Origin of the sequence: Streptomyces sp. NPDC003035, assembly GCF_042888285.1 — a bacterium.
Classification (GTDB): Bacteria; Actinomycetota; Actinomycetes; order Streptomycetales; family Streptomycetaceae; genus Streptomyces.
Map to the genome: position 1 here is coordinate 510,043 of NZ_JBIAPJ010000003.1, position 22,527 is coordinate 532,569.

Sequence of the window (22,527 nt, forward strand, 5' to 3'; positions counted from 1 at the left end):
CGGCGAACCTTACTGGTCACAGCACGAGCTCCTCGGCACGCCCTGAGGCCGCGGCCGGCGCGAGGCGGACGCGAGGGCGCTCACTGTTCTTCGGGGGGTGGCGGAGGCTGTCTCCACCGCTGGGAGCTGGGCGTCTGTCCCGTCGCACGGCGGACGGCGCGGCGCAGGCTCCGAGCGTCGGCGTAGCCGCTGCGCGCCGCTATGGAGTCGAGCGTCCTGGGTGTGGTGTGGAGCAGGTGCTCGACGTGTGCGATGCGGGCGCTCTCGAGCTCTGCTCGCCAGGTGGTGCCGTGTTCCTCCAGGCGGCGCTGCAGTGTTCTGCTGCTGATCGCCATGTGTCTGGCGTGTGCGGTGAGGGTCAGGTCGTGGGTGTCTTCCTCGACGGCACCCTTGAGCGCGGTGCGGAACAGATCGAGCCAGCCGCGCAGGGGAACGGCCTGGGCGAGGCTCTGCGCAGCGTGACTGCGCAGAAGGGCGGACAGCCCGGGTGGCGCGTACGGGGTCGGCTCCCGCAGGTCCGTGGAGCGGAAGGTGACGGAGCTGACCGCGTGCTCGAACTCGACATTCTGCGTGCCGTACAGGTTGGTCAGGACGGCGTGATGGCGGGGGGCTCGGGCGGCGAGGGCGACGCGGACCGGGACGAGAGGACGCCGACTCGCCTCACTGAAGCGTTTCTGCAGGAGGCTGAGCGCGTAGCAGCGGATGGCGGAGGCGACGTCGTCGGCCAGGTCTGCGGCGTTCACATGGCTGATGGTGATCTCCGCTCCGCGGTCGGACACGAGAAGCGTCTCCGTTCCGGTGTCCGCGACGGTCGCGAGGTAGTCCACCGCGTCGCGAAGTCCTTCGAGCGGTGACGGAGCAGAGGTGAGCAGGTAGTCCCAGACACCCAGGTGCCCGAGGGGGCTTCGGTGGGTCATGAATGCCGCCACGTCGGTCCAGGGAGCCTTGGTGGTCATCAGCTGCCACACGCGCACGTTGGTGGCCGCGGGCGTGCGGTAGCGGTCATCGTTTAGGTACTCGGGCGACATGCCCAGGAGTTGAACGAACGCGCTCGGCGGAACGCCGAGCAGGGTGGCGTTCCGAGCGTTCAGCCTGGTGAAGGCCGCCGGCATGGTGCCCTGGTGGTCGGTGCCCTGGTGGTCCCCAGAAGCTTCTGGCGCGAGATGTCCTGTCGGTGACGCGTTCGGTCCTGGGGCGTGCAACCTGCGCATATATAGCGTCATGCCTGTCTCCGTGCGGCTTGTTTCCGGCCCTTCGGGTCGGCAGCTGCAGCCGCACGGGGCGCCCAACGCGAGCAGGGGGTGAACCGGCGGCTCCGGCAGCACAACTCCCGGCGTCGCCGGCTTCGCGGCTCGCATACGGAACCGTTGTCCGCGTGCAAGCGGGTGCTGTCGTCGTCGACCGTATGTGCCGACCATTGTGTCGCGACTTTCCATGGATGTCTACGTTCATGGGCGACTTGGCCGTTGACTCGGTTCACACCTTGCCTCAGGCAACTTCAAGGGGAGGGTGAAAGGCGCGATGAGTAATCGCATAACGAGACCCGGGTGGGCCGGCAGGAGAAGACGCCGCAGAGAGCGGACGCTGACGTGGACGGCCCTGGCCGTCGCCTGCGTCCTGGCCGCGGAGACCGCGGTCGTGGTCGCAAACACCGGACAGGCAGTGGCTCTGCCCGCGCGGGCACAGGGCGAGGTACCGGCCGTCAAGGGCCGACCGTCCCCGACGCAGGCCGCAGACCTCGCGTCCGCAGTTGTCGCGGCTCGACTCTCGGGCAAGCGGGTGGAAGCGGTCTCTGAGCGTACGGAGTCGGCGACGACGTGGGCGAACCCGGACGGCACGGTGACCACCGACACGGCGTCGGGCCCGGTCAGGTTCCGTGACAAAGCGACCGGCGCGTGGCGGGACGTCGACGTCGACCTCGCCAAGTCCGAGGACGGCACCGTCGTCGCGAAGGGGCATCCGCTCGGCCTGAAGCTGGGCGGCAAGACGCCTGCCGCGAAAGCGAGGCAGATGCGGGCCTCTGGCGCAGCCGCCACGGCCGAGACCGCGCCGGTGCCGCTGGTTTCCCTGGACGCGGGTGGCAGCAGGTCGGTCGAGCTGTCGTGGCGCGGAGCGCTGCCAGAGCCGGCGCTGACAGGTGCGACGGCCCGCTACGCGAACGTGCTCCCGGCCACAGACCTGATCGTCGAGTCCACACGTACCGGATTCGAGCAGTTCCTGGAGCTGAAGAACCGCTCGGCGGTCGACGCCACGGGGACGGTGGTTCTGAGCCTGCGCGCCAAGGGCATCGTGGCACGCCAAAACGCGGACCGATCGGTGTCGTTCCGGGATGCAAAGTCCGGCAAGCAGGTCGGCGTCCTGCCGGCGCCCGTAATGTGGGACGCCTCGGTCCACCCGAAGTCCGGCGAGCACACCCGGCGCGCCGACGTGGGTCTGAAAGTGACGCAGAACGGTGACCTGATCGACCTGACCCTGGCCCCCGACGCCAAGTTCCTCGCCGCCCCGGAGACAAAGTTCCCGGTCACGGTCGACCCCGCGGTGAACATCGGCACCAGCTTCGACACCTTCGTCCAGCAGGGCTACACCACCGACCAGTCGACGTCCACCGAGCTGAAGCTCGGCAACAACGGCTCGGGGCAGATTGCCCGTTCGTTCCTGCACTTTCCGATGCCGAAGATCACCGGCAAGCAGATTCTCGGCGCCAAGCTAAACCTGTGGAACCACCACTCCTGGTCCTGCACGCCCACCAGCTGGGAGGTGTGGGACACCCCGCACGCCTCGACCGGCACCCGTTACACCTCGCAGCCGAACTGGAACACCAAGTGGGCCACCTCCACCGCCACGAAGGGCGCCTCGTCCTCGTGCGCGGACGGCTGGGTCTCACAGGACATCACAAACCTCGCCACCGCCTGGGCCGCCAACGGCAACAGCAGCAACGCGATGGGCATCCGTGCCACGGACGAGACCAGCGCTGACGCCCCCTTCGGCTGGAAGCGGTTCAACTCGGGCAACGCCGCCGCCAACACCCCCTACATCTCCGTCACCTACAACACCATCCCGGTCGCCGGTAACCCCATGACGGTCACCCCCGGCCGAGCGAGCGCGGGCAAGAACTGGACGACGTCGGCGACACCGACTCTGTCCTACGCCGCCAGCGACGCCGAGACGACCTTCCTGCGGTCGAAGTGGGAGGTGTGGGAGGGGGCCACGAACCTCGAGGTGTACGACTCCGGCACCCAGGATCCGGTCCTCAACAAAACGGTCGCGCACCAGGTTCCCGCAGGCAAGCTCGTCCACGGCCGGACCTACTGGTTCAAGGGCCGCATCAACGACGGCAACGCCTGGTCCAACTGGACGCCCTCGGTGTACTTCACCGTCGACACGGCCAAGCCCGCTGCCACGACCGTGTCGTCGAGCGACTTCCCGGCGAACACCTGGTCGGGCACTCCTGACGCCAACGGCACCTTCTCCGGCTCGTTCACCTTCGACCCGCCCGCCGGCGACGTCGCCTCGGTGGAGTACAAGCTCGACGCCGCGACGACCTGGCAGTCCGCCGCCACCACCGGCGCCGATGTCAGCAGGACGCTCAGCTTCCCTGCCGGCAAGCACACGGTCACCACCCGCACCGTGGATCCGGCGGGCAACATCTCCGCCCCGAGCACCCACGCATTCTACGCGGGATCCGGCGCGGCCCTCCTGACGCCGGCTCAGGGCGACCGCCCCGCGCGCCGGGTCGCCCTGAACGCCGAGGGCCAGACCTCGTACACCGGTGTGACCTACCAGTACCGGCGCGGCGAGGCCGACTCCTGGAAGAACGTTCCCCTCACCGACGTCCGCGCCGGCGCCGGCGGTGTTGCCGCCTGGCCTGTCGCGGTGACCAACGGCAAGCCGACCGCGCTGACGTGGAACATCACCGACACACTGGCGGAGGACGGCCCCATCGAGGTCCGCGCCGCGTTCACCGACGGCTCCGCGACCGGGTACTCCCCGGCGAACGAGATCACCGTGGACCGCAACGCCGGTACCGCCCCCGTTCAGGACGCCGGTCCCGGCTCCGTGAACCTGCTGACCGGTGACTACACCCTGTCCGCGACCGACACGTCCCTGTTCGGCCTCTCGGTGTCGCGCACCGCGTCATCGCGCCGCCCCGGCGCCGGTGCCCAGCAGGAGGGCCAGGCCGCCATCTTCGGCCCCCAGTGGGCCTCCGGCACCATCGCCGAGACGGCCGAGGCGGGTTGGGCGTTTTTGAGGAAGACCTCGGCGACGTCGGTCGCCCTGGTCGACTCCGAGGGCACGGAGCTCGGCTTCACCTCCACAGTGAGCGGTGGATGGAAGCCCGAGCCGGGTGCGGAGGACCTCACCCTGACGGGATCCCTTACCGGGACCGGTCCCTTCACGCTGAAGGACACGGAAGGCTCGGTCACCGTCCTCACCAAGCCGGACACGACGGCCACGACCTGGCAGGTCGCCAGCAGCTCGACCCATGGACTGACCCAGTCCACCACCTCGGTGATCTCAGAGACGGTCGTCGGCCCTGAGGGGAAGAAGCTGGCCCGCCCGAAGCTCGTCATCGCCCCGACCTCCGCGGTCTCGGCGTCGACCTGTGCGTCCACCCCCTCGACGAAGGGATGCCGCGCACTCGAGTTCGTCTACGCGACCACGACCACCGCTTCTGCCTCCGCCTTCGGTGATGTCGCCGGCCAGGTCAAGGAGATCCGCGGCTGGTCCACGGCCCCCGGCGCCGAGACGACCACGGCCAGGAGCCTTCAGAAGTACCGGTACGACGCCGCGGGCCAGCTACGAGAGTCCTACAACCCTCAGATCAGCCCCTCGCTCGTCACCGCCTACACCTACGACGCGGCCGGCCGTGTCACCGCTGTGACCCCACCCGGGCAGCTTCCGTGGACGTTCACGTACGGCAAGGCCGGCAACGCGGCCACCGCCGGGGACGGCATGCTGCTCAAGGCATCGCGTTCCGCGCTGCAGCAGGGCACCAAGGACGTCGTCTCGGGCACCGCTTCGACGAGCGTCGTCTACGACGTCCCGCTGACAGGCACTAAAGCTCCCTACACGATGGGTCCGGCCGACGTCCGGGCATGGGGCCAGAGCGACGCTCCGACCGACGCGACCGCGCTGTTCCCGGCTGACGCCGTTCCCGCCGGGCACTCCGGCGAACAGCTGGACGCCGCCGGCTACCGACGCGCTTCGGTCACCTACACCAACGCCTCCGGACGCGAGGTGAACACCGCCGCCCCTGGTGGGGGCATCACCACCACCGAGTACGACCAGTTCGGCAACACCGTGAGCGAGCTGTCGGCGGGCAACCGGGCCCTCGCACTCGGCACCACCCCCGCCGATCAGGCCGGCCTCACCGACCTCGGCATCATCGGTCTGTCCTCGGCGGACCGGGCCGACCTGCTCTCCAAGAAGTCGGTGTACGACGCCAAGGGCCTCCGCGAGCTGGAGAGCTTCGGCCCTCTGCGCCGCGTCACCCTCGACGGAGCATCGGCGGCGGCCCGCTCCTGGACCGTCAACGAGTACGACGCCGGACGTCCCGGCGACGGTACGGCCAAGGTGGAGAACCAGCTCACCAAGGTCACCACCGGCGCCCAGGCACTCGGCGCGACCACGATGGCCGACGCCCGTGTCACCCAAACCATGTACGACTGGGCCAGGGGCCTGCCGGTCAGGACCGTCAAGGACCCGGCCGGCCTCGCACTCACCGAGAGCACGGAGTACGACGCCCAGGGACGCGTCACCAAGCAGCTCCTGCCCACCGCGACCGGCACCGACGCGGCCACCCGGGTCACCACCTACTGGTCCGCGACCGGATCCGGACCCTGCCAGGGTCGGCCCGAGTGGGCCGACCAGGTCTGCTCCACCGGACCTGCCGGGGCCATCACCGGCGGCGGCGCCCAGCCCGCACAGCTGCCGACCACCACCAGCGAATACGACTGGTTCGGCAACGTGGCGCAGGTCTCCCAGACGGCCAACGGCACCACCCGCGTCAGCAGCACCGTCTATGACGCCGCGGGCCGGCTCACCAGCACGGTCATGACCGGCGGACTCGGGCAGGCCGTCCCTCAGTCCACCAGCGTGTACGACCCGGCGACAGGCCAGCCCGTCAGGACCACGTCCCCGACCGGCGGCACCATCACGAAGGAGTACGACAAGCTCGGCCGCCAGGTCTCCTACACCGACGCGGACGGAGGCGTGACCCGCACCGAGTACGACCTCCTCGACCGTCCGGTCAAGAGCACCGACTCGGCCCCGTCCACCGTCACGTACACGTACGACCACGACACGGAGCCCCGCGGCCTGGTCACCGGGACGAACGACTCCGTGGCCGGAACCTTCCAGGTCACCTACGACACCGACGGCTCCGTCGCGACCGAGAAGCTGCCCGGCGGCTACACCCTCACGGTCCGTGAAGACACCACGAACACCCCGCTGTCCCGCACCTACACCCGCGACAGCGACAACCAGGTCGTCTTCGCCGACACCATCGACCAGTCCATCCACAACCAGGTCACCACGCACACCGGCTGGTCCGGCCAGCGCTACACCTACGACACCACCGGCCGCCTCACCCACGTCACCGACACCGTCGGGGACGTCTGCACCGCGCGCACCTACGGCTTCGACAAGCGCGCCAACCGTACGAGCCTGACCACGGCGACGGGCGCCGAGGGAGCCGCCTGCCCCACCACCGGAGGCACGACCACCACCCACACCTACGACAGCGCCGACCGGCTGGTCGACGCCGGCTACTCCTACGACGCCTTCGGCCGCACCACTGCCCTGACCGGTGCCGAGATCGGCTACTACGCCAACGACCTGGTGCATCGCCAGACCGCCGGCGATAGGCGGCAGACCTGGCAGCTCGACGCCAACCATCGGTTCCGCTCCTGGACCGTCGAAGAGCTGGTCGACGGCACGTGGACCGCCTCCGACGCCAAGACCAACCACTACGACGGCGACGGCGACAACCCCAGCTGGGTCGTCGAGAACACCGCCGACGGCACCATCAGCCGGAACGTGGCCTCGGCCTCCGGGGGCTTCGCCGCCACCACCGGCAACAAGGGCAACACTGCCCTGCACCTCACCGGCCTCCACGGCGACGTCGCCCTCCAGCTCCCACTGGACATCGCCGACGCACCGCTCGTGCTGGACAGCGACGAGTACGGAAACCCGCGCGCCGGGCAGCCCAACGCACGCTACAGCTGGCTCGGTGGACAGCAGCGTTCCGCCGAAACCGTCACCGGGCTGACCCTGATGGGCGCGCGCCTCTACAACCCGCAGACGGGCCGCTTCCTCTCCGCCGACCCGGTCTACGGCGGCAACGCCAACGCCTATGAGTACTGCACCGGCGATCCCGTCAACTGCAGCGACCTCAGCGGCATGGTCAGCATCCACGGCCTGCTTCCCGAAGCCGCGGTGTGCGCCCTGTACGCGTTCTACTGCGGCGGCTTGATGGCGATCTCCTACTGGGCGCTGCGCCAGGCCAAGAAGGACTACAGGAACGGGGCCAAGCAGAACGCCTACCGGCACTGCATCTGGCAAGCCGTGCTCACGTGGTCCTTCGGCTCGAGGGTCGCCAAGAGGCTCGGCAACGCTCACGAGAAGAACGCCGGCAGCGGGGCCGCAGCGCGTCGCGACTCGGCGGCGGACGCCTACAACAACGTCCGTGGACGCGAAATCGGAAGGCAGATCACCGCGTGGACCATTCACGGGGCCAAGAAGGCCGCGTGCAAGCGGTGTGCCAAGCTTGTCAGGCAGCACAAGCTCAAGTCGAACGCCGCGGGCGGAGGGTTCGTTTAAGTGAGTAGCACGCACGTCCAGCGTCCCGCAGCGGACGCGCGTCGCGGCACGTTCCGGCTCGTCCTGGCGGTCGTCGAGACCGCCGTCACCGCAGTCCTGGCGACCGGATGGCTGCTTCTGGCCGCGGCCATGTACATGGAGTCGTACGACCTCGATCCCAGTGCGCCGGGACAGCCGGACGGCCATGCCCGGCTGGCCTGGCTCGCCGTAGGCGTGCTCGCGTCCGTCGGGGTGACCTGGCTGCTCCGGGTCGTGCGGAAGCCCGGGGTGCGGGCAGCCGCTGACGGGCTCATCGCCCTCAGAATGCTCGCCGTCGTCGTCGTCACGACGATCCTGGCCGCCGATCTGCTCGACGGCTGACGTCTCAGGACGGCTTGTCACGGCAAGCGTCGAACCGGTCCGGGGGTGTCGAGGAATCGACATCCCCGGACTGTCGTCGCACCCTCTTCCGGCCGTCATGGGCTGCGGCGGGCATCTGGCTTCTCGAATGACATCGGCCTGCGTTCAATCTCGCTGCCAGGGCTCGATCGGATCGCCTCCGGCCCTGCAGTTTCAACGCGACCCCATAGGGGTGCCGTCGGCACCTTACCTCCGACGAACATGGCGGTGGACGCCTCCGGCCACGTCGGGTGAAGCCGGTCCCACCGCTGCCGCTCCTCGTCGATGGCGTGAGCAACGCGGTGATCTCCTGCACGCAGGAGCACCGGGCGGGGCATGCCCTGTACGCGAACCCCCACCAATCGCTTCACAGTGGCGTCTAGGGCGTTTCCTTCGGATCATCTGATCGTTGGTTGATGTGTGTCGTTGACTGACGCCAGTGGGCACGCATCGAGCCGTTGCTGCCGGACCGGACGCCGAAGCGGGGTGGGCGGTGGCGTGATCACCGGCAGGTGATCGACGCGATCGCGTTCAAGTACCGCACCGGCACGCCGTGGATTGACCTGCCCGAGCACTTCGGCTCGTGGAAAGGCGCCCACAACCGGCTGCGGAAATGGGCCGCCGACGGCACCTGGGAGAAGGTCTTCACCGCCCTACTCGCCCAGGCCGACGCCGAGGGCGATCTCAACTGGGTCGTCGCGGTCGACTCCACCATCGTCCGAGCCCACCAGCACGCTGCCGGGGCCCGTCAAAAGGGGCCCCGGCCGGCGAGCCGCACGGCCATGCCCTCGGACGGTCCCGTGGCGGACTGACCACCAAGATCCGCCTCGCCGCCGACAGCCGCTGCCGCCCACTCGCCTTCGTCCTCACGCCCGGCCAGGCCGGAGACGCACCGGCGTTCGCCCAGGTCATGGCCCGCTTACGGGTGCCGCGGCCGGTCGGCCGGCCCAGGATCACCCCGGAGGTGGTCCTGGCAGACAAGGCGTATTCGTCTCGGGCGATCCGCAGTCATCTCCGCCGCGCGGCATCCGGGCCGTGATCCCGCAGCCCGCCGACCAGGCCGCGAACCGCAAGCGGCTCGGCCGCCTCGGCGGCCGTCCGCCGGCCTTTGACCGCGAGGCATACAACGCAACACGGTCGAGCGGTGCATCAACAAGCTGAGGCAGTGGCGCGGCCTGGCCACCCGCAAGACCGCCACCATCTACCTCGCGGGACTCCACCTGGCAGGGATCTTCATCTGGTCGGACAGATGACCCGGAGGTGCGGCTAATCTGCCCGGTCGAGCGTGACTTCGATGTCGATCGGAGCGGACCGCCACATCGCGCTGAGGAGCGGGTCCTGGTCGATGAAACGGCGTGTCTCCGCGAGCGCATCCGCTCTGGGTTCGCCGATGGCAGCGTGATCGAAGCCGCTATCTCCGCCACCGCTGATGTGCAGGTCCGCCCAGGCGGGGTCCTCGGCGAAGCATGCCTGGAACTCAACCTTCCCGTACTGGGGCTGCCAGTACGGATCCTGCCGATCGCCGTCCTCGTTGACCGCCAGCAGTCGTCCAAGAGACAGCGCGGGCCGGTTCCCGGTCCAGTCCCAGACGCCCCACTCAACGATGAAGCCGTCCCCGTCGTCCTCAGGCCCCTCAATGCCCTCGACTGGTACCTGCACGAACTTCTCAAAGGCAGCCCACGCCGCCTCCATAGTGCAGGCACCAGCGGCGACGCCATGCCGACCCAGTATCGGCTCGAACGCTGCGGCGCTGGACCGCCAGGAGATGGACATGCCGCCAGGCTAGTGCCATAGCAGTGAACCTTTGCCCTGCTACGACATGCCGTCTGAGTGCTGTATCGGATGGCATGCCGCCGTCATCCTGGCGGGGTGGCTGAACGAGTACGGGCACGCGCGATCAATGACGACGAGGGCGCCAGACTGCTGCGGATTGTCCGGAGGGGCACCGGCTCGGTGGTGACGTGGCGGCGGGCCCAGATGGTGCTGCTGCCGCGCAGGGCATGCCTGTGGTGAAGATTGCCGAGGTGTCGTTGACCAGCGCCGACCGAGTACGGGAGGTGATCCACAATTTCAATGCCGACGGCTTCACCTCCCTGTATCCGAAGTACTCCGGCGGCCGGCCGAAGACGTTCACGCTGCCCGAGCGCCGCGAGATCAAGAAGATCGCGAAGTCGAAGCGTTCGCCTCCGTCGCCGTGCCGACCGACACGCTCGCCGGTTCGAGCGGCCCGCTGCTCGAAGTCGTCAAGGCAGCGGGTGACGTTCCGACATGGCTGTTCAGTGCGACGGCACCGACCATGCCACCCACAAAGAACAGGGCAGCATGATCCGCCGCTACATCCTCTGGCGAAACCGCCACGCCGACGACCAGCACCTCCGCAAGGTCCTAACCAGGGCGAACGTCGCTTGAATCCGACCGCGTCGGCGTTCACGGCTGTCAGTCAGCCCTTAACCCTTCCGGCATCACGTGCTCTGGTCTGACCGGCCAGCCACTGCTTCACTTCATGCCAGGCGGCCTGCTCTGACGTTCCGGTGCCCCACCACCAGGTGAAAGGCGAGTTGCCGGACACCAACTCCTCCCGCCACCAGCCGAGGCTGTCAGCCAGGTGACGGCGGGCTGCAGAGCCCGTCTCCGCCTCCCAACGGGCAAGCCACGGGGTGACCGAGGAACTCGCGGTCACGCAGCTCTCGAACACTGCGCACGCCGGGATGGGTGGCGACGTCATCCGTAGGGTCTGCGTCCACCGCGCCTCCAAGAACCCGGCCACTGCCCCGGCCTGCTCTTGGGGCCAGTGCGACCAGCCTGCCGCGGCCAGTCCACGGGCCATTAGATCGGACTCGGCCTCGCCCTCGGCGAGCAGCACGACGAGCTGCGGCAGGACCCGACGGATGATCGCGGGCTGGTCGTCCCAGTGGAAAGGATCTTTCTGTGCAACCCGGCGGACAAGGTCCGCCGGGAGCGGGACACCCGGAGTCCGCAGCAGCTCGACCTCGCCCACATCGAAGCACCGGCCGCAGCCGGACTCGTCCGCTTGGGCCGTCATGCCAGCGAAGGTCTTCGCGACCCTCACCGTCGCAGTGGCAAGAGCACTGTTTTCTGGAGAAGTCACCGTGGATCCCGTCAAGACTCCAGCAGGCTGCCCCAGCCGAAGAGAGCGACGCTACCAGGCGACAACTCGGCCGTCAGTACAGGGCGAACGTTGCCTGACGTGGCACTAGCTGCACCGATCACCCCCTCCAGGCTCAGGACGGAGGCCCCGCTTCGTGATCCGAAGGAAACGCCCTAGGGGTGACCGAAGGATGCAGGGGTCGCGCCGCCGCGTCGCCCTGCCGCCTTGCCCCGCTTGGCCCCGGCGCTCCACGGTGCGGCCACCCCGGGCCGGGCACGGCGGGCCACCGGGGCTCGCCCACCCCTCAGCGCAAAGAGACGTCCGTGCTGTTCGCCGAACCCGCCCACCCCTACGACGACCCCGACCAGCCCCCTCAGTGGGCGTGGCGGTACGGGTACTTCGAACTCCTCTACACTCCCGGCATCAAGACCCTGTCCCGGGGCCCCAAGTACTCGATCCGCGGCCCGAAGTACTCCTGCCGCCGCTGCCACGGCAGCGGCTACCTCCCGAGGCACATCACCCCCGACCGGGCCGCCGACGTGGCCACCCCCAGTCCGACGTGCCCCGCCTACCGCGTCCTCTTCGAGGACCTGCCCCTGTGGCCGCTCCACTTCCTCGACCAGCTGCGCCGCCGGTTCGGCGCGCGGCGCCGCACCGCCGACCATCCGCCGCTGACCTCCGACAAGGCGGGGCCCGGCTGAGCCGGAGGCTACAGCGACGAACCACCGTTCTGCCCCCGGCTGCGCCCCGCCCGCTCTGGTCATGAGCCGTCCCGGCCCCGCACGCACCGCGCGTGCGGGGCCGACCGCGTCGATGACCTGTCCTGCAACCTGACCGGCGCTGCGCCCCGCCGGAACTGACGGCCCGCCCTTCGGCATACCCGGGAGGGGGCTGTCCACGTCACCCCTCCGGCGTCGCTGCTCCCGACCTCAGAGGTTGCCCGGCTTGGTTGCCTCCATGTTCGAAGAACCGGGGGCCTGCGTCGTTGTGGCGTGTCCGGGCGCATCCGGCGGCACGACCGAGGGCCACCCCCTCCCCTTGATCACGAACAGTCACGTTCTGCGCCCTCTCGAAACGCCGTGTGACTGACCACATAGGTCCATGACTGTTCCTTTACTCAATCCTCATGAAATGATCACGCGCCGCCTGCCTCGCAGGTGATCCACATCGAACGCACGATTAAGGGGGGATGGATGCGACGAGCAGTACGTCTCGCGTCCGTCTCGACCGCCGTTGCGCTGACGCTGTCCATACAGCTGCCGGCCACCGCGGTAGAGCAAACACCGATCGCCGCCGCATCGAGCGGCGTTGGCACCACCACCGGCCGCGCCGAGGCACCTGACCTCGCTTCGGCCCGCCTGGCCGCCGCGTTGAGGGGAAAGCGCGTCGAGGCCCTGTCCGAGCGGACGGAGACCTCCAGCACCTGGGCGAACCCGAACGGGACGCTCACCACGGAGACCGCGTCCGGACCGTTCCGGGTCAAGGAGGGTGGCGAGTGGAAGCAGCTCGACACCACCCTCGTCGACACTGGGGAGCGGCTGGAACCCGAAGTCGCCCTGGCCGACGTCGAACTGTCCGACGGCGGGGCCGAGGACTTCGCCGCCGTCACCCGGGGGACGCAGACCTTCGGTCTCGACTGGTCCACGTCGAAGTCCCTGCCGACCCCTCGGGTCGAGGGCGACACCGCGGTCTACCACGATGTCGTTCCCGACGGTGACCTGCACGTCACCGCGCTCCCGCAGGGCTTCACCGAGTCGCTCATCCTGAACGAGCGGCCCACCAAGCCGGTGGAGCTGAGGCTCCCGATCACCCTCAAGGGCCTGAGCCTGGAGAAGGAGCGGTCGGGGCACCTGCGACTCGAGGACTCCAAGGGGACGTTGGTCGCCAGCGCCCCGGCCCCCCGCATGTGGGGCATGGGCACGGACCCGAAGTCCGGGGACCCGACTCATTCCATGGAGATCGAGACCAGCATCGAGCAGGGGGCGGGCCGGGCGGTCCTGGTCCTCAAGCCGAGCATGGAGTTCCTCACCGACCCCGACGTCGTCTACCCGGTCAACATCGACCCGACGACGACCCTGGCGGCGTCCACGGACACCTGGGTCGCCACCAACTACCCCGACTCCCAGCGCGGTTCGACCGAGCTGAAGGCCGGGACGTACGACGGCGGCACCACGAAGGCCCGGTCGTACGTGAAATTCGACGTGTCGAAGTACGCCGGCAAGCAGATCCTGGACACCGAGTTCAGGCTGCACTCCTACTGGTCGTCGAGCTGCGCCACGACCGGGTCCGGCGTGGCCGTCCGGCGCATCACCGCGAACTGGGACCCCAGCGCGGTGACCTGGGGGGTCCAGCCCGCGACGACGGCCGACGGCGCCGTCGTCTCCAAGGCTGCGTACGGATTCAGTTCGGCGTGCCCGGCGAACTTCATGCGCTGGGACGTGGACGCGATCGTCCAGGCCTGGGCCTCGGGCCAGCCGAACCACGGCCTCCAGGTGCGCGCGGTCGACGAGGCCGACTCGCTGAGCTGGCGGCGCTTCCGCTCCGCGAACTACGTGGACGGGTCCCAGGGCCCCACCGAGCCGACCCTCGTCGTCACGTACAACACCAAGCCGAACCTGGCCTCCCCGGTGAGCCCCGCCGACGCCCTGGTCACGGCGGACACCACCCCCACCCTCACCGGTCAGGCCACCGACCCCGACGGTGACTCCGTGCGCCTCACCTTCGAGGTGTGGAACGCGGACGCCACCGCCAAGGTCACGAGCGGGGTCTCCGCCTTCGTCCCGTCCGGCAAGCCCGGCACCTGGACGGCCGGCGCGCTGGCGCCGGGGACGTACAAGTGGCGCATCGCCGTGTACGACGGCAAGCTCTGGAACGGCGGTTGGTCCGTCTGGCGCACCCTGACCGTGGACACGTCCGTGCCCGCGGCCCCCGCCGTCAGCTCCACCACCTACCCCGCCGACGGCCTGTGGCACGGCGGCGTGGGGACGCCCGGATCGTTCACGATCACCGATCCCCAGGGCAAGGCGGTGACGGCCGAGTACACCCTCGACGGTGGCGCGCCGAGCACCGTGGCGCTGACGGCCGGCAAGGCGACCGTGACCCTGACCCCCTCGGTGGACGGCACGCACGTCCTGTCCGCCCGGGTCAAGAACGTCGCCGGAACGTGGTCGGACCCGGCGGAGTACACCTTCCGCAGCGGCCGGATCACCGGGGTCCTCTCCCCCGCGTTCATCAACCAGATCGCCGAGACCCACTTCTCCGACCTGCTCCACCCCGAGGAGGAGCAGGCGGAGCCCGAGGACCGGCCCATCGACACCGAGTACCCGGAGGTCGACGACACCCCGGTGGGCTACCAGGAGCAGATCGACCCCGAGGTCGTCGAGACGGAGGAGTCCGTTCTCGCCGCCGGCGTCGTGGAGCTCCCCGGCACGGCGGGCCAGGAGATCGTGGGCACGAGCGCGGACGGGACCACCCAGACCGCCGTGACCATGCCCGCGGGTGCCGCCGCGACCGCCGGCCTCAGCGAGACCGGCGTCATCGTCTACCCCAACACGCAGACGGACGCGGACACCCTCGCCATCCGGACGAGCCAGAACGCCGTCGAGACGTTCCACCTGCTGCGGAGCGCGTCCGCGGCGAAGAGCTACGCGTACTCCCTCCAGCTGCGTCCCGGCCAGACGGCCACGCAGGGAGCGGACAACGTCATCATCGTCTCGGACGAACTGGGCAACCTCACCTTCATCACCGCCCCGATCGCCAGGGACGCCAAGGGCGTCGAGATCCCCGTGAAGCTCACGCTCTCGGGCACCGAGGTCACCGCCTCGCTGGCGCCGGCCGCCGGCCAGGTGCTCGCCTACCCGGTCCTGATGGACCCGGGCTTCGGCTACGGCAGCGCCACGCCCTCCGAGAGGTCGTACTGCTTCTGGAACCCGATCGACTGCACCGCGGCCTACGACGCGGCGAACAAGGCGTTCAAGCAGGCGCAGGACTGGTACCCCGACAGCACCCTCTTCCAGGGCACGGGGGACTCCTTCCGGCACTGCTACTGGAACGCGCGGATGGAGATCCGCCTGTCCACCACGGACGCCTACGAGTTCGCGACCCGGCACGAGTCGACGTCCTCGGGCGTTGACAAGCAGATGGACCTGAAGAACAACGCGATCGGCCGGGAGATCGGCCGCAAGCGGACCGGCCAGAACAGCGCCGGGACGAAGGCGCGGGACGATTGCCGCAGCGCCCAGCGGAACGGCAAGCTGTGGATCATCAAGAGCGGCAGGCTTGTGAGGAGCAATCAGTGACCCTTTTCGTCAGGCGGGCCGGTGCCCTGATCCTCGTTCTGGAGGCCTGCTACCTGCTCCTCATGGAGTTGGCCCTTGCGGTGTTCGTGGTGGACACCTCTGAGATCGACCACACGGACGCGGGGGGGTACGGCGGCCTCGGCGGCGTCCTCTTCCTCGCCGCCGAAGGGGTGACGGTCCTGCTGCTGCTCTGGGGAGCGGCCGCGCTCGGGCTCGCCTCCTTCGCGGACAAGGGCCCCTCGTGGGCGCGTGCCGCTGGATTCGGCCTCGTGGCCGTCACGCAGGTGCTCGGCGTCTGGGCGGCGACGTCCAACGCGCTGGCGCAGGACGCCGGACCGGACGTGCTGGTCAACGTGGTGATGGTGCTCTTCGCCCTCACCGCCGGCGTCGCCTGTGTCCTGGGGCTCCGCGGCGCGGTGCGGAAGGCGCCTCTCGCGGCCTGAGCGGTCCCCTTCCCCACGGAAGGCCGGGGCCCCGGTTCGGAAGAACCGGGGCCCCGGCCTTTTTCGTGTTCAGGGGCCGCCGGGGGGCGGGGCGGTCAGCCCGTCGCGGCCCCGGAGTCCTAGCTCAGACACCAGCCGCAAAGTAGCGGGATGATCACGCGCTCGCCACCGTGGCCGCCTGCTCATCGTGTTCACGCAGCATCCGCATGACAGTGGCGGGCGAGGGGTGCTGGCCCTTCTTCGCGCCCGTGGTGATGACAAGCCGCTTGGCGATGTCGCGCAGGCTCAACTCCTGGTCGCGAAGGTGGAGGGCCATAGACAGCATGCCGTCGTCGGTGACCCCGGCGCCGCCGATGATCTTGCCACGTTTCCGCGCACTCTCGTGGCCTTCGAGAGTGCGGTCGCGGATGTACTCGCGCTCCATGCCGGACATCGCGGCGAGCACGGTGAACACGATGCCGGACGGGTCGTGCGAGCCCTTCAGCTCCCCGGCGAGGAACTCCAGGCCGACATCGCTCGCCTTCAGCTCCTCGGCGAGCATGGCGAGCTCGATGCCACGGCCGAGCCGCTTGTGCTCGTGCACGACGAGGGTGACGGCGACGCCGGAGGAGCGAATCTCCCCGGCGAGCTTCACAGCGGCCTCCAGCTCGGGCCGCTGGGTGGCGCGGGTGGAGATCTTCTCCGAGAACACCCGGGTGACTCCGGCCTCGGCGAGGGAGTCGAGCTGGGCGTCCAGGGACTGCCGAGCCGTCGAGGCGCGTGCGTACCCCAGGCGGACGTGTCCGACCGGCTCGGTGCCAGCGCTCATGGGCCGGGGAAGTTCGATCCACACCGCCCCCGGCTTGCGTACAGCGGGGGTCGGCACGTTGAGAGCCTTGGCGAGTTGGGGCACCAGGCGGAAGCGGGCGGTGTGGTACTGGATCGCCACCCGACCCTTCCCGGTCCGGCACGGGGAGCCCGCGGGGGCGGCGCAGGTGGACATCGGGCAGTCGTGCGCTTCCACGCGCTTGAAGTCGTCGCTCACGACCTCGGAGCGTTTCATGAGGGCGTTTCAGGCGCCCAGTCGTTTGCAACAACTCATGAAACATGATCGCCGCAGGTGGACCGCTGCGCGGCCGGGTGTTTCACGAGCGACCACCTATGAAACGCCGTACCCCGTCGCGGCCAGTCTCCCCAAGAGGAGGACCAGCTGCACATGATGACCTGCGTGGTCCTGCTGATCCTCGCGGCTCGGGGTCGTCGTTCTGTAACGGCTGGGGCCTCCCTGCCGGTCCCGGCCTGGACGTTCCGGATGTGGCGCACCGGCCGATCCCTAGATTATTCCTTGACGCGAATATTCTTTATGGAGAATACTAGTCTCCATGGACGCACACGCACTCCTCACCGCGCTGGCCGACCCGGCCCGCTGGCGGCTCGTGAGCCTGCTGGCCGAGCGGCCCCGCCCGGTCGGTGTCCTCGCCCAGCTCGCCGGGGCACGCCAGCCACAGACGACCAAACACCTGCAGACGCTCGAACGAGCCGGCGTCGTCACCTCCCAGCGCACCGGCCAGCGCCGTATCTACGCGCTCCGGCCTGTTCCCCTGCAGGACCTTGCGGCCACGCTCAGCCGGCTCGCCGACACCGCGTCCCAGGCTGGCGGCACACGCGCGTCTTACGACCGCTACGGGGCGAGTCTCCACGCGGAGCGGGCCGCCGCGGAGGAGCCCGGGTGGGCCGACGGCCGCTCGTTCACGTTTCACCGGCCGCTCGCAGGCCGCCCCGAGCTGGTCTGGCGGCACCTGACTGAGCCCTCCTTGCTCTCCCGGTGGTGGACGCCCGACGACCTCCGCATCTCCGAGCTCGTCTTCGAGGCGCGACCGGGTGGCCGGATCGTCCATGAGTACCGCGATGCCGAGGACACCGACGGCTCTGACGTGGTCGCCGGGCGCGCGGAGGGCATCGTCGAGGACGTACGGCCCGCCGAGCGCCTCATCTACCGGACCTCGCCGGTACTCCCCGACGGCGGCCTGGCCTTCACCGCTCACGTCGACCTGGGACTGCGCCCCACTGACGCTGGCACGGACCTGGACGTCCACTGGCGGATCACGGACAGCACCGTCGACTCCGCCGACTTCATCGCAGGCATCGAGATCGGCTTCGGCCAGAGCCTCGACAAGCTCGCGGCGACCCTCGTCGCGGCCGCGCACGACACTGACACCACCGATGTAAGGAGCACGGAATGACTGACTCGACCGGCCGCAGGGTGGCCGCGAACCTGAGCCTCTCCCTCGACGGGCGCTACCACGGTCCTGGCGGGCCCAGCGATTTCAGCATGTTCGCGCCGTACGTGACTTCCGAGGTCGCGCGGCGCCAACTCACCCGCATCTGGGAGGGCGCGACGACGGCGCTGCTCGGCCGGATCAACGCCGAGGGATTCCTCGGGTACTGGCCCTCGGTCTCCGAGGACGACAACGCCGATCCGCGTGATCGCGGATACGCGAAGTGGCTGGTGGACACGGAAAAGGTGGTCTTCTCGACCACCCTGACCGAGGCGCCGTGGGAACGCACCCGTGTGGTGAACGCCCCAGCCGCCGACATCGTTGCCGAACTCAAGGCCGCCGGCGAGGGTGACATCCTCGTCAACAGCTCCCCGAGTGTCATCAAGCCGCTGCTCGCGGCAGATCTGCTCGACCGGCTGTACCTCATGGTCTTCCCCGAGATCGCGGGAGACGGGCAGCGGCTGTTCGACGACGGCCTGCCGGCTACGAAGTGGAAGCTCACCCACCAGGAGACCGGCGAACTGGGCGAGATCGCCATGGTCTATGACCGGGCCCGCTGAACCGGCCGATCAGCACACCCAGCCGACGAGCCGGCCACCCCGGGCATATTGACAGACAGACGCGCATGTACGCGACGCTTCCCGGCTCCTACCGTCCTCCATCGCCTCGCTCATCTGGGGGCGGTGATGTCCGAGGAGTCCTTCATCGTGTCTCTGTACGCGATCGGTTGGCGGAGCCTGCCGGAATGCGGGGGCGGGGCAGGGCGGCGGCCGGCCCCAGGTCGAGGCGCTTGTCCATGTCCAGGCGGAAGGTGCCGTACGGGTTGACGTTGGACCAGAACAGCGCGGTCAGGCCGCGCCGGTCCTCGTCGCTCAGCTTCTTCGCCCAGGCCGGTTCGGCCAGAACTTGCTGCACCAGCAGGGTGTTGACGTGGACGAGCGCGGACTGGAGCAGGTGCAGGGCGAGCATCGAGGTCTCGGCGTGCTCCTTGTCCGGGCCGGCCAGGGCGCCGTCCTTGCCGTAGTGCAGCACGGTGTTCGCGCTGTTCCAGTTCTCCACGACCTGGAGCCCGCCGTGGATCTCCCGGCGCAGGCCGGGGCTGGCCAGGTAGTCGCAGGCGAAGATCGTGCGCACGGCACGGCCGAGTTCTTCGAGGGCCTGGTACGTGGGGTGCTTGGGGCCGCCGCGGGTGAAACGCCGCAGCACCTGCTCCGCCTCGGCGGTGCCGAGCCGGAGCGCGGTGGCGTACTTCACCATCTGGCCGTACTGCTGCTCGATCAGCTCCCAGCGGATCGGCCCGACGGCCCACCCGCCGCGGCAGCCGTCCGCTGACGTTGCCGTCAACGTTGCCGTCAACGGGCCGGAAGCCCCACCAGAAGGAACTCTGGTGGGGCTTCCGGTTTTGCAATCGATTGAAGTTTCCTTCAAGCACCTTCACGCCCGTAAGGGGGCCAATCGGGGCGCAAGATTGGGTCTATACAGCCCGAAACGCTGGAATCTCGACCTCTTCAGGGTCGACACAGGATTCATCCTCGCGACCTTCAAGAATGAATCCGAAGAATTCCCTCAGCGCCTCATTTCCGAAATCGATCGGATGGAAGGGCAAGCTATAGCCCGCTCCACTTCGAACCGAATGCTCACCTTCCCAGAAGGGGACTTCGAACGGGAGGCGTTCACCTACATCCTCGATGACCCCTGAATCCGGGCTCACACTCAGGGACCTGACTAGACGACCGTCCGACCAGATCGCGAAAGCCCCCCAGTCCTCAGCACTGTGCATGAAAACAGCGTAGGCATCTCTGCCGCTCGCTAATTGGGAGATCCACTCAGTCAACTCGCTGGGCTGACGCCGCGCGAGTTCGCGAGAACAGACAACCTCATACCCAGACAGGCTCGCGACACACACAACCCTGCTATCAGGCCAAACAGCGAGGTCAAGTGCGAGAAGGCCTGCCTCATGCGAAGTGGCTCCGAGGACCATCTCCGCGAGACGTTGCGACTTGGCGCGATCGATCACGACGGAGTCACGGAAAACCCTTTTGGGTTCCGCTTCAGCGAAAACCACCACGGCGGCTTTTGATCCCATCGAATGCCTCCCTAGAAATTCCGGCCACGCTCTCGAAGTGGCACACCCTCTAGCAGTCGGGACAGCGCCACAAGTCCACTTCTACCTTCATCGTGACCGTTGAGCCCTTCTTCAGGCCCGGCACCCTGCTCGTATTCAGCACCGCACCGCCATGACCAAGCTCAGCGTATCCCAGCGCTTGGTTGTCGGTCAGAGATGCACCTCTACCGGTCTTCACCTCAACCGCCACCCAGTTCCCTGAGGGGTTCTGCGCAACGAAGTCGGCACGGAATACATCCCCTTGGCTGTTCTTGAATCTGACTTCCCTTGTGATGCTCGTGTACCCCTCATCTTGAAGCCTCTGAAGAGTGGCACTTTCACCAAGGGCGCCGTGCGGCAATCCAGTGACAGGACATTCACCGGCGTTGTGCACCAGCACCGGAGTCTTGCCAGCCAGCACATAGCACGTGTGCAGGCCGTTCACGGTGAGGTTGTAGGTGCGAGCCTTCCACTGGAACGGGCGATTCGCCGATACGGCGACCTCGCGGCCGGTTCCCGTGCGCAGCGTCATCCCAGGCTTCAGGTCCTGTGCCTCAAGCCAGCGGCTCTCGGAGACCACCCAGAAGGGGTGTTCGTGCGTCGCCGTGAGTTTGGCAGGCCCACCTGGAGTGGAGATCGTCAGTTCATCGAACTTCTTGTCGTCCTCCGTGACGATGAGCTGTGTTACTTCACGCGTCCCGGTTTCTCCGGTATAAGGGTCGGCCGATCGGCGAACTCCGCGGGCGCTGGCTGGAGTCCGAGCGGGCGGCCGTAGTGCGCGGAGAAGGCGTTGAGTGTCGACACACGGGCGGCCTTGGAATTCCGGGACGCCGGGGCCTGGGGGCCGTGGAGACTGCGACGGCGCCGTGTCTGACCCCGCTCGGCGGCGTGGAGCCACCGAGCCGCGTTCTCCCCGTCCAGAAGGTCCTGCGTTGTGACCGTGCTCGCTGAGCCTTCCTGGTCGGTGGAGATCCAGGAGACGTACTCGGCCAGAAAGGCGCGACGCTGCCGTCGTGTGAAGGCGGCGGACAGTTTAGCCGTCGAACTTGGCCTCAACCGCGAGCCCGCCGGGCAGGACGCCGGGGCCGGGGAGGGTCTCCCGGGCCTGGGCGAGCATCGGTTCCACCGGGCGACGTAGCACTAGGTCCTCGATCCCGACAGGGAGCCGTGCCGCTCGGGGGCGGGCACGACTCCCTGGCTGTGGGGTCGCAGCCCGACCGGTCCTGTCAGCGGACGCAGCTGCTCCTCCCTGTCTACGGCCCGGACCACCTCCGCGCGACCGGCGCCCGGCAAGTCGGTGACCGGCCTCCCTCGTACGGATGCCTCTCCACCGGCCGGCGAACCGGAAGAACCGGCGGACCCGTCGGTGGGGACACGCATATCGATGAGCAGCACATCGCCTGTTCGCCAACGGTGTAGACGCGGCCAGGCGATCTGCTTCGCCAATCCTCGTGACTCCCAGGTCGCGATCGTGCAGAACATCGGGCGTGCCTTCGGCCGGACCCCCACGGCACCGCCAAGGTCGCCAGGATCGTTGCCCCGGTCTTCGTGGACCCGGACCGTCCCCTACGGGTACGGGCGGCGAACGGCCCCGCCGGGCGGGTGCCCGGCGGGGCCGTTCTCCGTGCTCATCAGCGGGTCAGTCGGCGAACTCCGGCTTGAGCCAGAGGCCGCTGAGGCCGCCGTCGGCGTCCACTCCGATCACGGTTCCCTCCGCGAACGCGAGGGCCTCGTGGGTCGGGACGCCGGCCGTCACCTGCAGCCAGCCGGTACGGCCGTCGAGCGTGATCCCGTACTTTCTGGCGTCCACGCGGACGGCCATCCCGGGGAGGGCGTCGAGCCCGGTGACCGCCACGGCACCCGCCTGGTGGGGCGGGGGCGTCACGGTGCCCGGCCGCCAGCCCTCGCGGGGCGCGTATCCCGAGGCGAACAGGACCTTCCCCGTGGGCAGGTGGACGGTGAGGTCCACCGCGCCGACCGAGATCTCGGTGCGGTCTCGGCCGCTCTGCACCTGCGCAAGCGGGTCGCTCTCCTCGAAGAAGAGGGACAGCTCGTCCTCGATGTAGAGCAGCTTGCCCGGCGTGGGTGCCTGCTGCCGGTCGAAGTGAAAGATCAC

Annotated in this window: 15 protein-coding genes and 2 pseudogenes; 9 read left to right on the forward strand and 8 right to left on the reverse strand. The window is 68.8% G+C overall.

The window, feature by feature from the left end:
* Positions 1-80: 80 nt before the first annotated feature.
* Entirely contained in the window at positions 81-1,112 is a 1,032-nt protein-coding gene (locus ACFYV5_RS11940) for an AraC family transcriptional regulator ligand-binding domain-containing protein (RefSeq protein ID WP_389167360.1), read from the reverse strand.
* A 409-nt stretch (positions 1,113-1,521) separates the two neighbouring features.
* Between ACFYV5_RS11940 and ACFYV5_RS11945 the strand changes: the two genes are divergently transcribed.
* The 3 genes and pseudogenes from ACFYV5_RS11945 (at position 1,522) to ACFYV5_RS11955 (ending at position 9,452) form a co-directional block, all read left to right on the forward strand.
* Positions 1,522-7,821: a DNRLRE domain-containing protein gene (locus ACFYV5_RS11945; RefSeq protein ID WP_389167364.1), complete on the forward strand. Its 6,300-nt coding sequence runs from the start codon at positions 1,522-1,524 to the stop codon at positions 7,819-7,821.
* Positions 7,822-8,181: a hypothetical protein gene (locus ACFYV5_RS11950; RefSeq protein WP_389167366.1), complete on the forward strand. Its 360-nt coding sequence runs from the start codon at positions 7,822-7,824 to the stop codon at positions 8,179-8,181. It abuts the gene before it with no gap.
* A 467-nt stretch (positions 8,182-8,648) separates the two neighbouring features.
* Positions 8,649-9,452 (forward strand): annotated as a pseudogene (locus ACFYV5_RS11955) (IS5 family transposase).
* A 13-nt stretch (positions 9,453-9,465) separates the two neighbouring features.
* On the opposite strand, the gene ACFYV5_RS11960 reads toward ACFYV5_RS11955, so the two are convergent.
* Positions 9,466-9,972, reverse strand: a complete 507-nt coding sequence (locus tag ACFYV5_RS11960) for a hypothetical protein (protein ID WP_389167368.1) — start codon at positions 9,970-9,972, stop codon at positions 9,466-9,468.
* A 96-nt stretch (positions 9,973-10,068) separates the two neighbouring features.
* On the opposite strand from ACFYV5_RS11960, the pseudogene ACFYV5_RS11965 reads away from it, so the two are divergent.
* Positions 10,069-10,376: pseudogene (locus ACFYV5_RS11965) on the forward strand (helix-turn-helix domain-containing protein); the annotation flags it as partial.
* Between the two features lie 263 nt (positions 10,377-10,639).
* Here ACFYV5_RS11965 and ACFYV5_RS11970 read toward each other — a convergent pair.
* Positions 10,640-11,242: a hypothetical protein gene (locus tag ACFYV5_RS11970; RefSeq protein WP_389167371.1), complete on the reverse strand. Its 603-nt coding sequence runs from the start codon at positions 11,240-11,242 to the stop codon at positions 10,640-10,642.
* Positions 11,243-11,631: 389 nt separating this feature from the next.
* Between ACFYV5_RS11970 and ACFYV5_RS11975 the strand changes: the two genes are divergently transcribed.
* From ACFYV5_RS11975 to ACFYV5_RS11985, 3 genes are all read left to right on the forward strand, one after another.
* Positions 11,632-12,009 carry a hypothetical protein gene (locus ACFYV5_RS11975; protein WP_389167374.1) on the forward strand — a complete coding sequence of 126 codons (378 nt, stop codon included), beginning with the start codon at positions 11,632-11,634 and terminating at the stop codon, positions 12,007-12,009.
* 492 nt (positions 12,010-12,501) lie between these two features.
* Complete coding sequence (locus ACFYV5_RS11980) at positions 12,502-15,606, forward strand: DNRLRE domain-containing protein (protein WP_389167376.1); 3,105 nt, start codon at positions 12,502-12,504, stop codon at positions 15,604-15,606.
* Positions 15,603-16,049: a hypothetical protein gene (locus tag ACFYV5_RS11985; RefSeq protein ID WP_389167379.1), complete on the forward strand. Its 447-nt coding sequence runs from the start codon at positions 15,603-15,605 to the stop codon at positions 16,047-16,049. The genes ACFYV5_RS11980 and ACFYV5_RS11985 overlap by 4 nt, the downstream gene beginning before the upstream one ends.
* A 154-nt stretch (positions 16,050-16,203) precedes the next feature.
* Here the strand turns inward: ACFYV5_RS11985 and ACFYV5_RS11990 are convergent, their stop codons facing one another.
* The gene (locus ACFYV5_RS11990; RefSeq protein ID WP_389167382.1) at positions 16,204-17,091 is read right to left on the reverse strand and encodes a recombinase family protein; all 888 of its coding nucleotides are present in this window, start codon (positions 17,089-17,091) and stop codon (positions 16,204-16,206) included.
* A gap of 319 nt (positions 17,092-17,410) precedes the next feature.
* Here ACFYV5_RS11990 and ACFYV5_RS11995 point away from each other — a divergent pair, with 319 nt between their 5' ends.
* Positions 17,411-18,271, forward strand: a complete 861-nt coding sequence (locus ACFYV5_RS11995; RefSeq protein WP_355111871.1) for a metalloregulator ArsR/SmtB family transcription factor — start codon at positions 17,411-17,413, stop codon at positions 18,269-18,271.
* Complete coding sequence (locus ACFYV5_RS12000; RefSeq protein WP_355111869.1) at positions 18,268-18,867, forward strand: dihydrofolate reductase family protein; 600 nt, start codon at positions 18,268-18,270, stop codon at positions 18,865-18,867. Before ACFYV5_RS11995 ends, ACFYV5_RS12000 begins: the two co-directional genes overlap by 4 nt.
* A gap of 142 nt (positions 18,868-19,009) precedes the next feature.
* Here ACFYV5_RS12000 and ACFYV5_RS12005 read toward each other — a convergent pair whose 3' ends face one another.
* The 4 genes from ACFYV5_RS12005 to ACFYV5_RS12020 form a co-directional block, all read right to left on the reverse strand.
* Positions 19,010-19,651, reverse strand: a complete 642-nt coding sequence (locus tag ACFYV5_RS12005; protein WP_389167386.1) for a Tn3 family transposase — start codon at positions 19,649-19,651, stop codon at positions 19,010-19,012.
* A 130-nt stretch (positions 19,652-19,781) separates the two neighbouring features.
* Positions 19,782-20,393 carry a DUF6928 family protein gene (locus tag ACFYV5_RS12010; protein WP_389167388.1) on the reverse strand — a complete coding sequence of 204 codons (612 nt, stop codon included), beginning with the start codon at positions 20,391-20,393 and terminating at the stop codon, positions 19,782-19,784.
* A 49-nt stretch (positions 20,394-20,442) separates the two neighbouring features.
* A complete protein-coding gene (locus ACFYV5_RS12015) occupies positions 20,443-21,309 on the reverse strand; it encodes a polymorphic toxin-type HINT domain-containing protein (protein ID WP_389167390.1) in 867 nt (288 codons plus the stop codon).
* A gap of 741 nt (positions 21,310-22,050) precedes the next feature.
* Positions 22,051-22,527, reverse strand: coding sequence for a hypothetical protein (locus ACFYV5_RS12020; RefSeq protein ID WP_389167393.1), 477 nt, complete (start codon positions 22,525-22,527; stop codon positions 22,051-22,053).

What these genes read in the sequence shown, in the direction of transcription:
- ACFYV5_RS11940 (WP_389167360.1), bottom strand. Translation starts at nt 1,112, where the DNA reads ATGCCGGCGGCCTTCACCAGGCTGAACGCTCGGAACGCCACCCTGCTC.
- ACFYV5_RS11945 (WP_389167364.1), top strand. Translation starts at nt 1,522, where the DNA reads ATGAGTAATCGCATAACGAGACCCGGGTGGGCCGGCAGGAGAAGACGC.
- ACFYV5_RS11960 (WP_389167368.1), bottom strand. Translation starts at nt 9,972, where the DNA reads ATGTCCATCTCCTGGCGGTCCAGCGCCGCAGCGTTCGAGCCGATACTG.
- ACFYV5_RS11970 (WP_389167371.1), bottom strand. Translation starts at nt 11,242, where the DNA reads ATGACGGCCCAAGCGGACGAGTCCGGCTGCGGCCGGTGCTTCGATGTG.
- ACFYV5_RS11980 (WP_389167376.1), top strand. Translation starts at nt 12,502, where the DNA reads ATGCGACGAGCAGTACGTCTCGCGTCCGTCTCGACCGCCGTTGCGCTG.
- ACFYV5_RS11990 (WP_389167382.1), bottom strand. Translation starts at nt 17,091, where the DNA reads ATGAAACGCTCCGAGGTCGTGAGCGACGACTTCAAGCGCGTGGAAGCG.
- ACFYV5_RS11995 (WP_355111871.1), top strand. Translation starts at nt 17,411, where the DNA reads ATGGACGCACACGCACTCCTCACCGCGCTGGCCGACCCGGCCCGCTGG.
- ACFYV5_RS12000 (WP_355111869.1), top strand. Translation starts at nt 18,268, where the DNA reads ATGACTGACTCGACCGGCCGCAGGGTGGCCGCGAACCTGAGCCTCTCC.
- ACFYV5_RS12010 (WP_389167388.1), bottom strand. Translation starts at nt 20,393, where the DNA reads ATGGGATCAAAAGCCGCCGTGGTGGTTTTCGCTGAAGCGGAACCCAAA.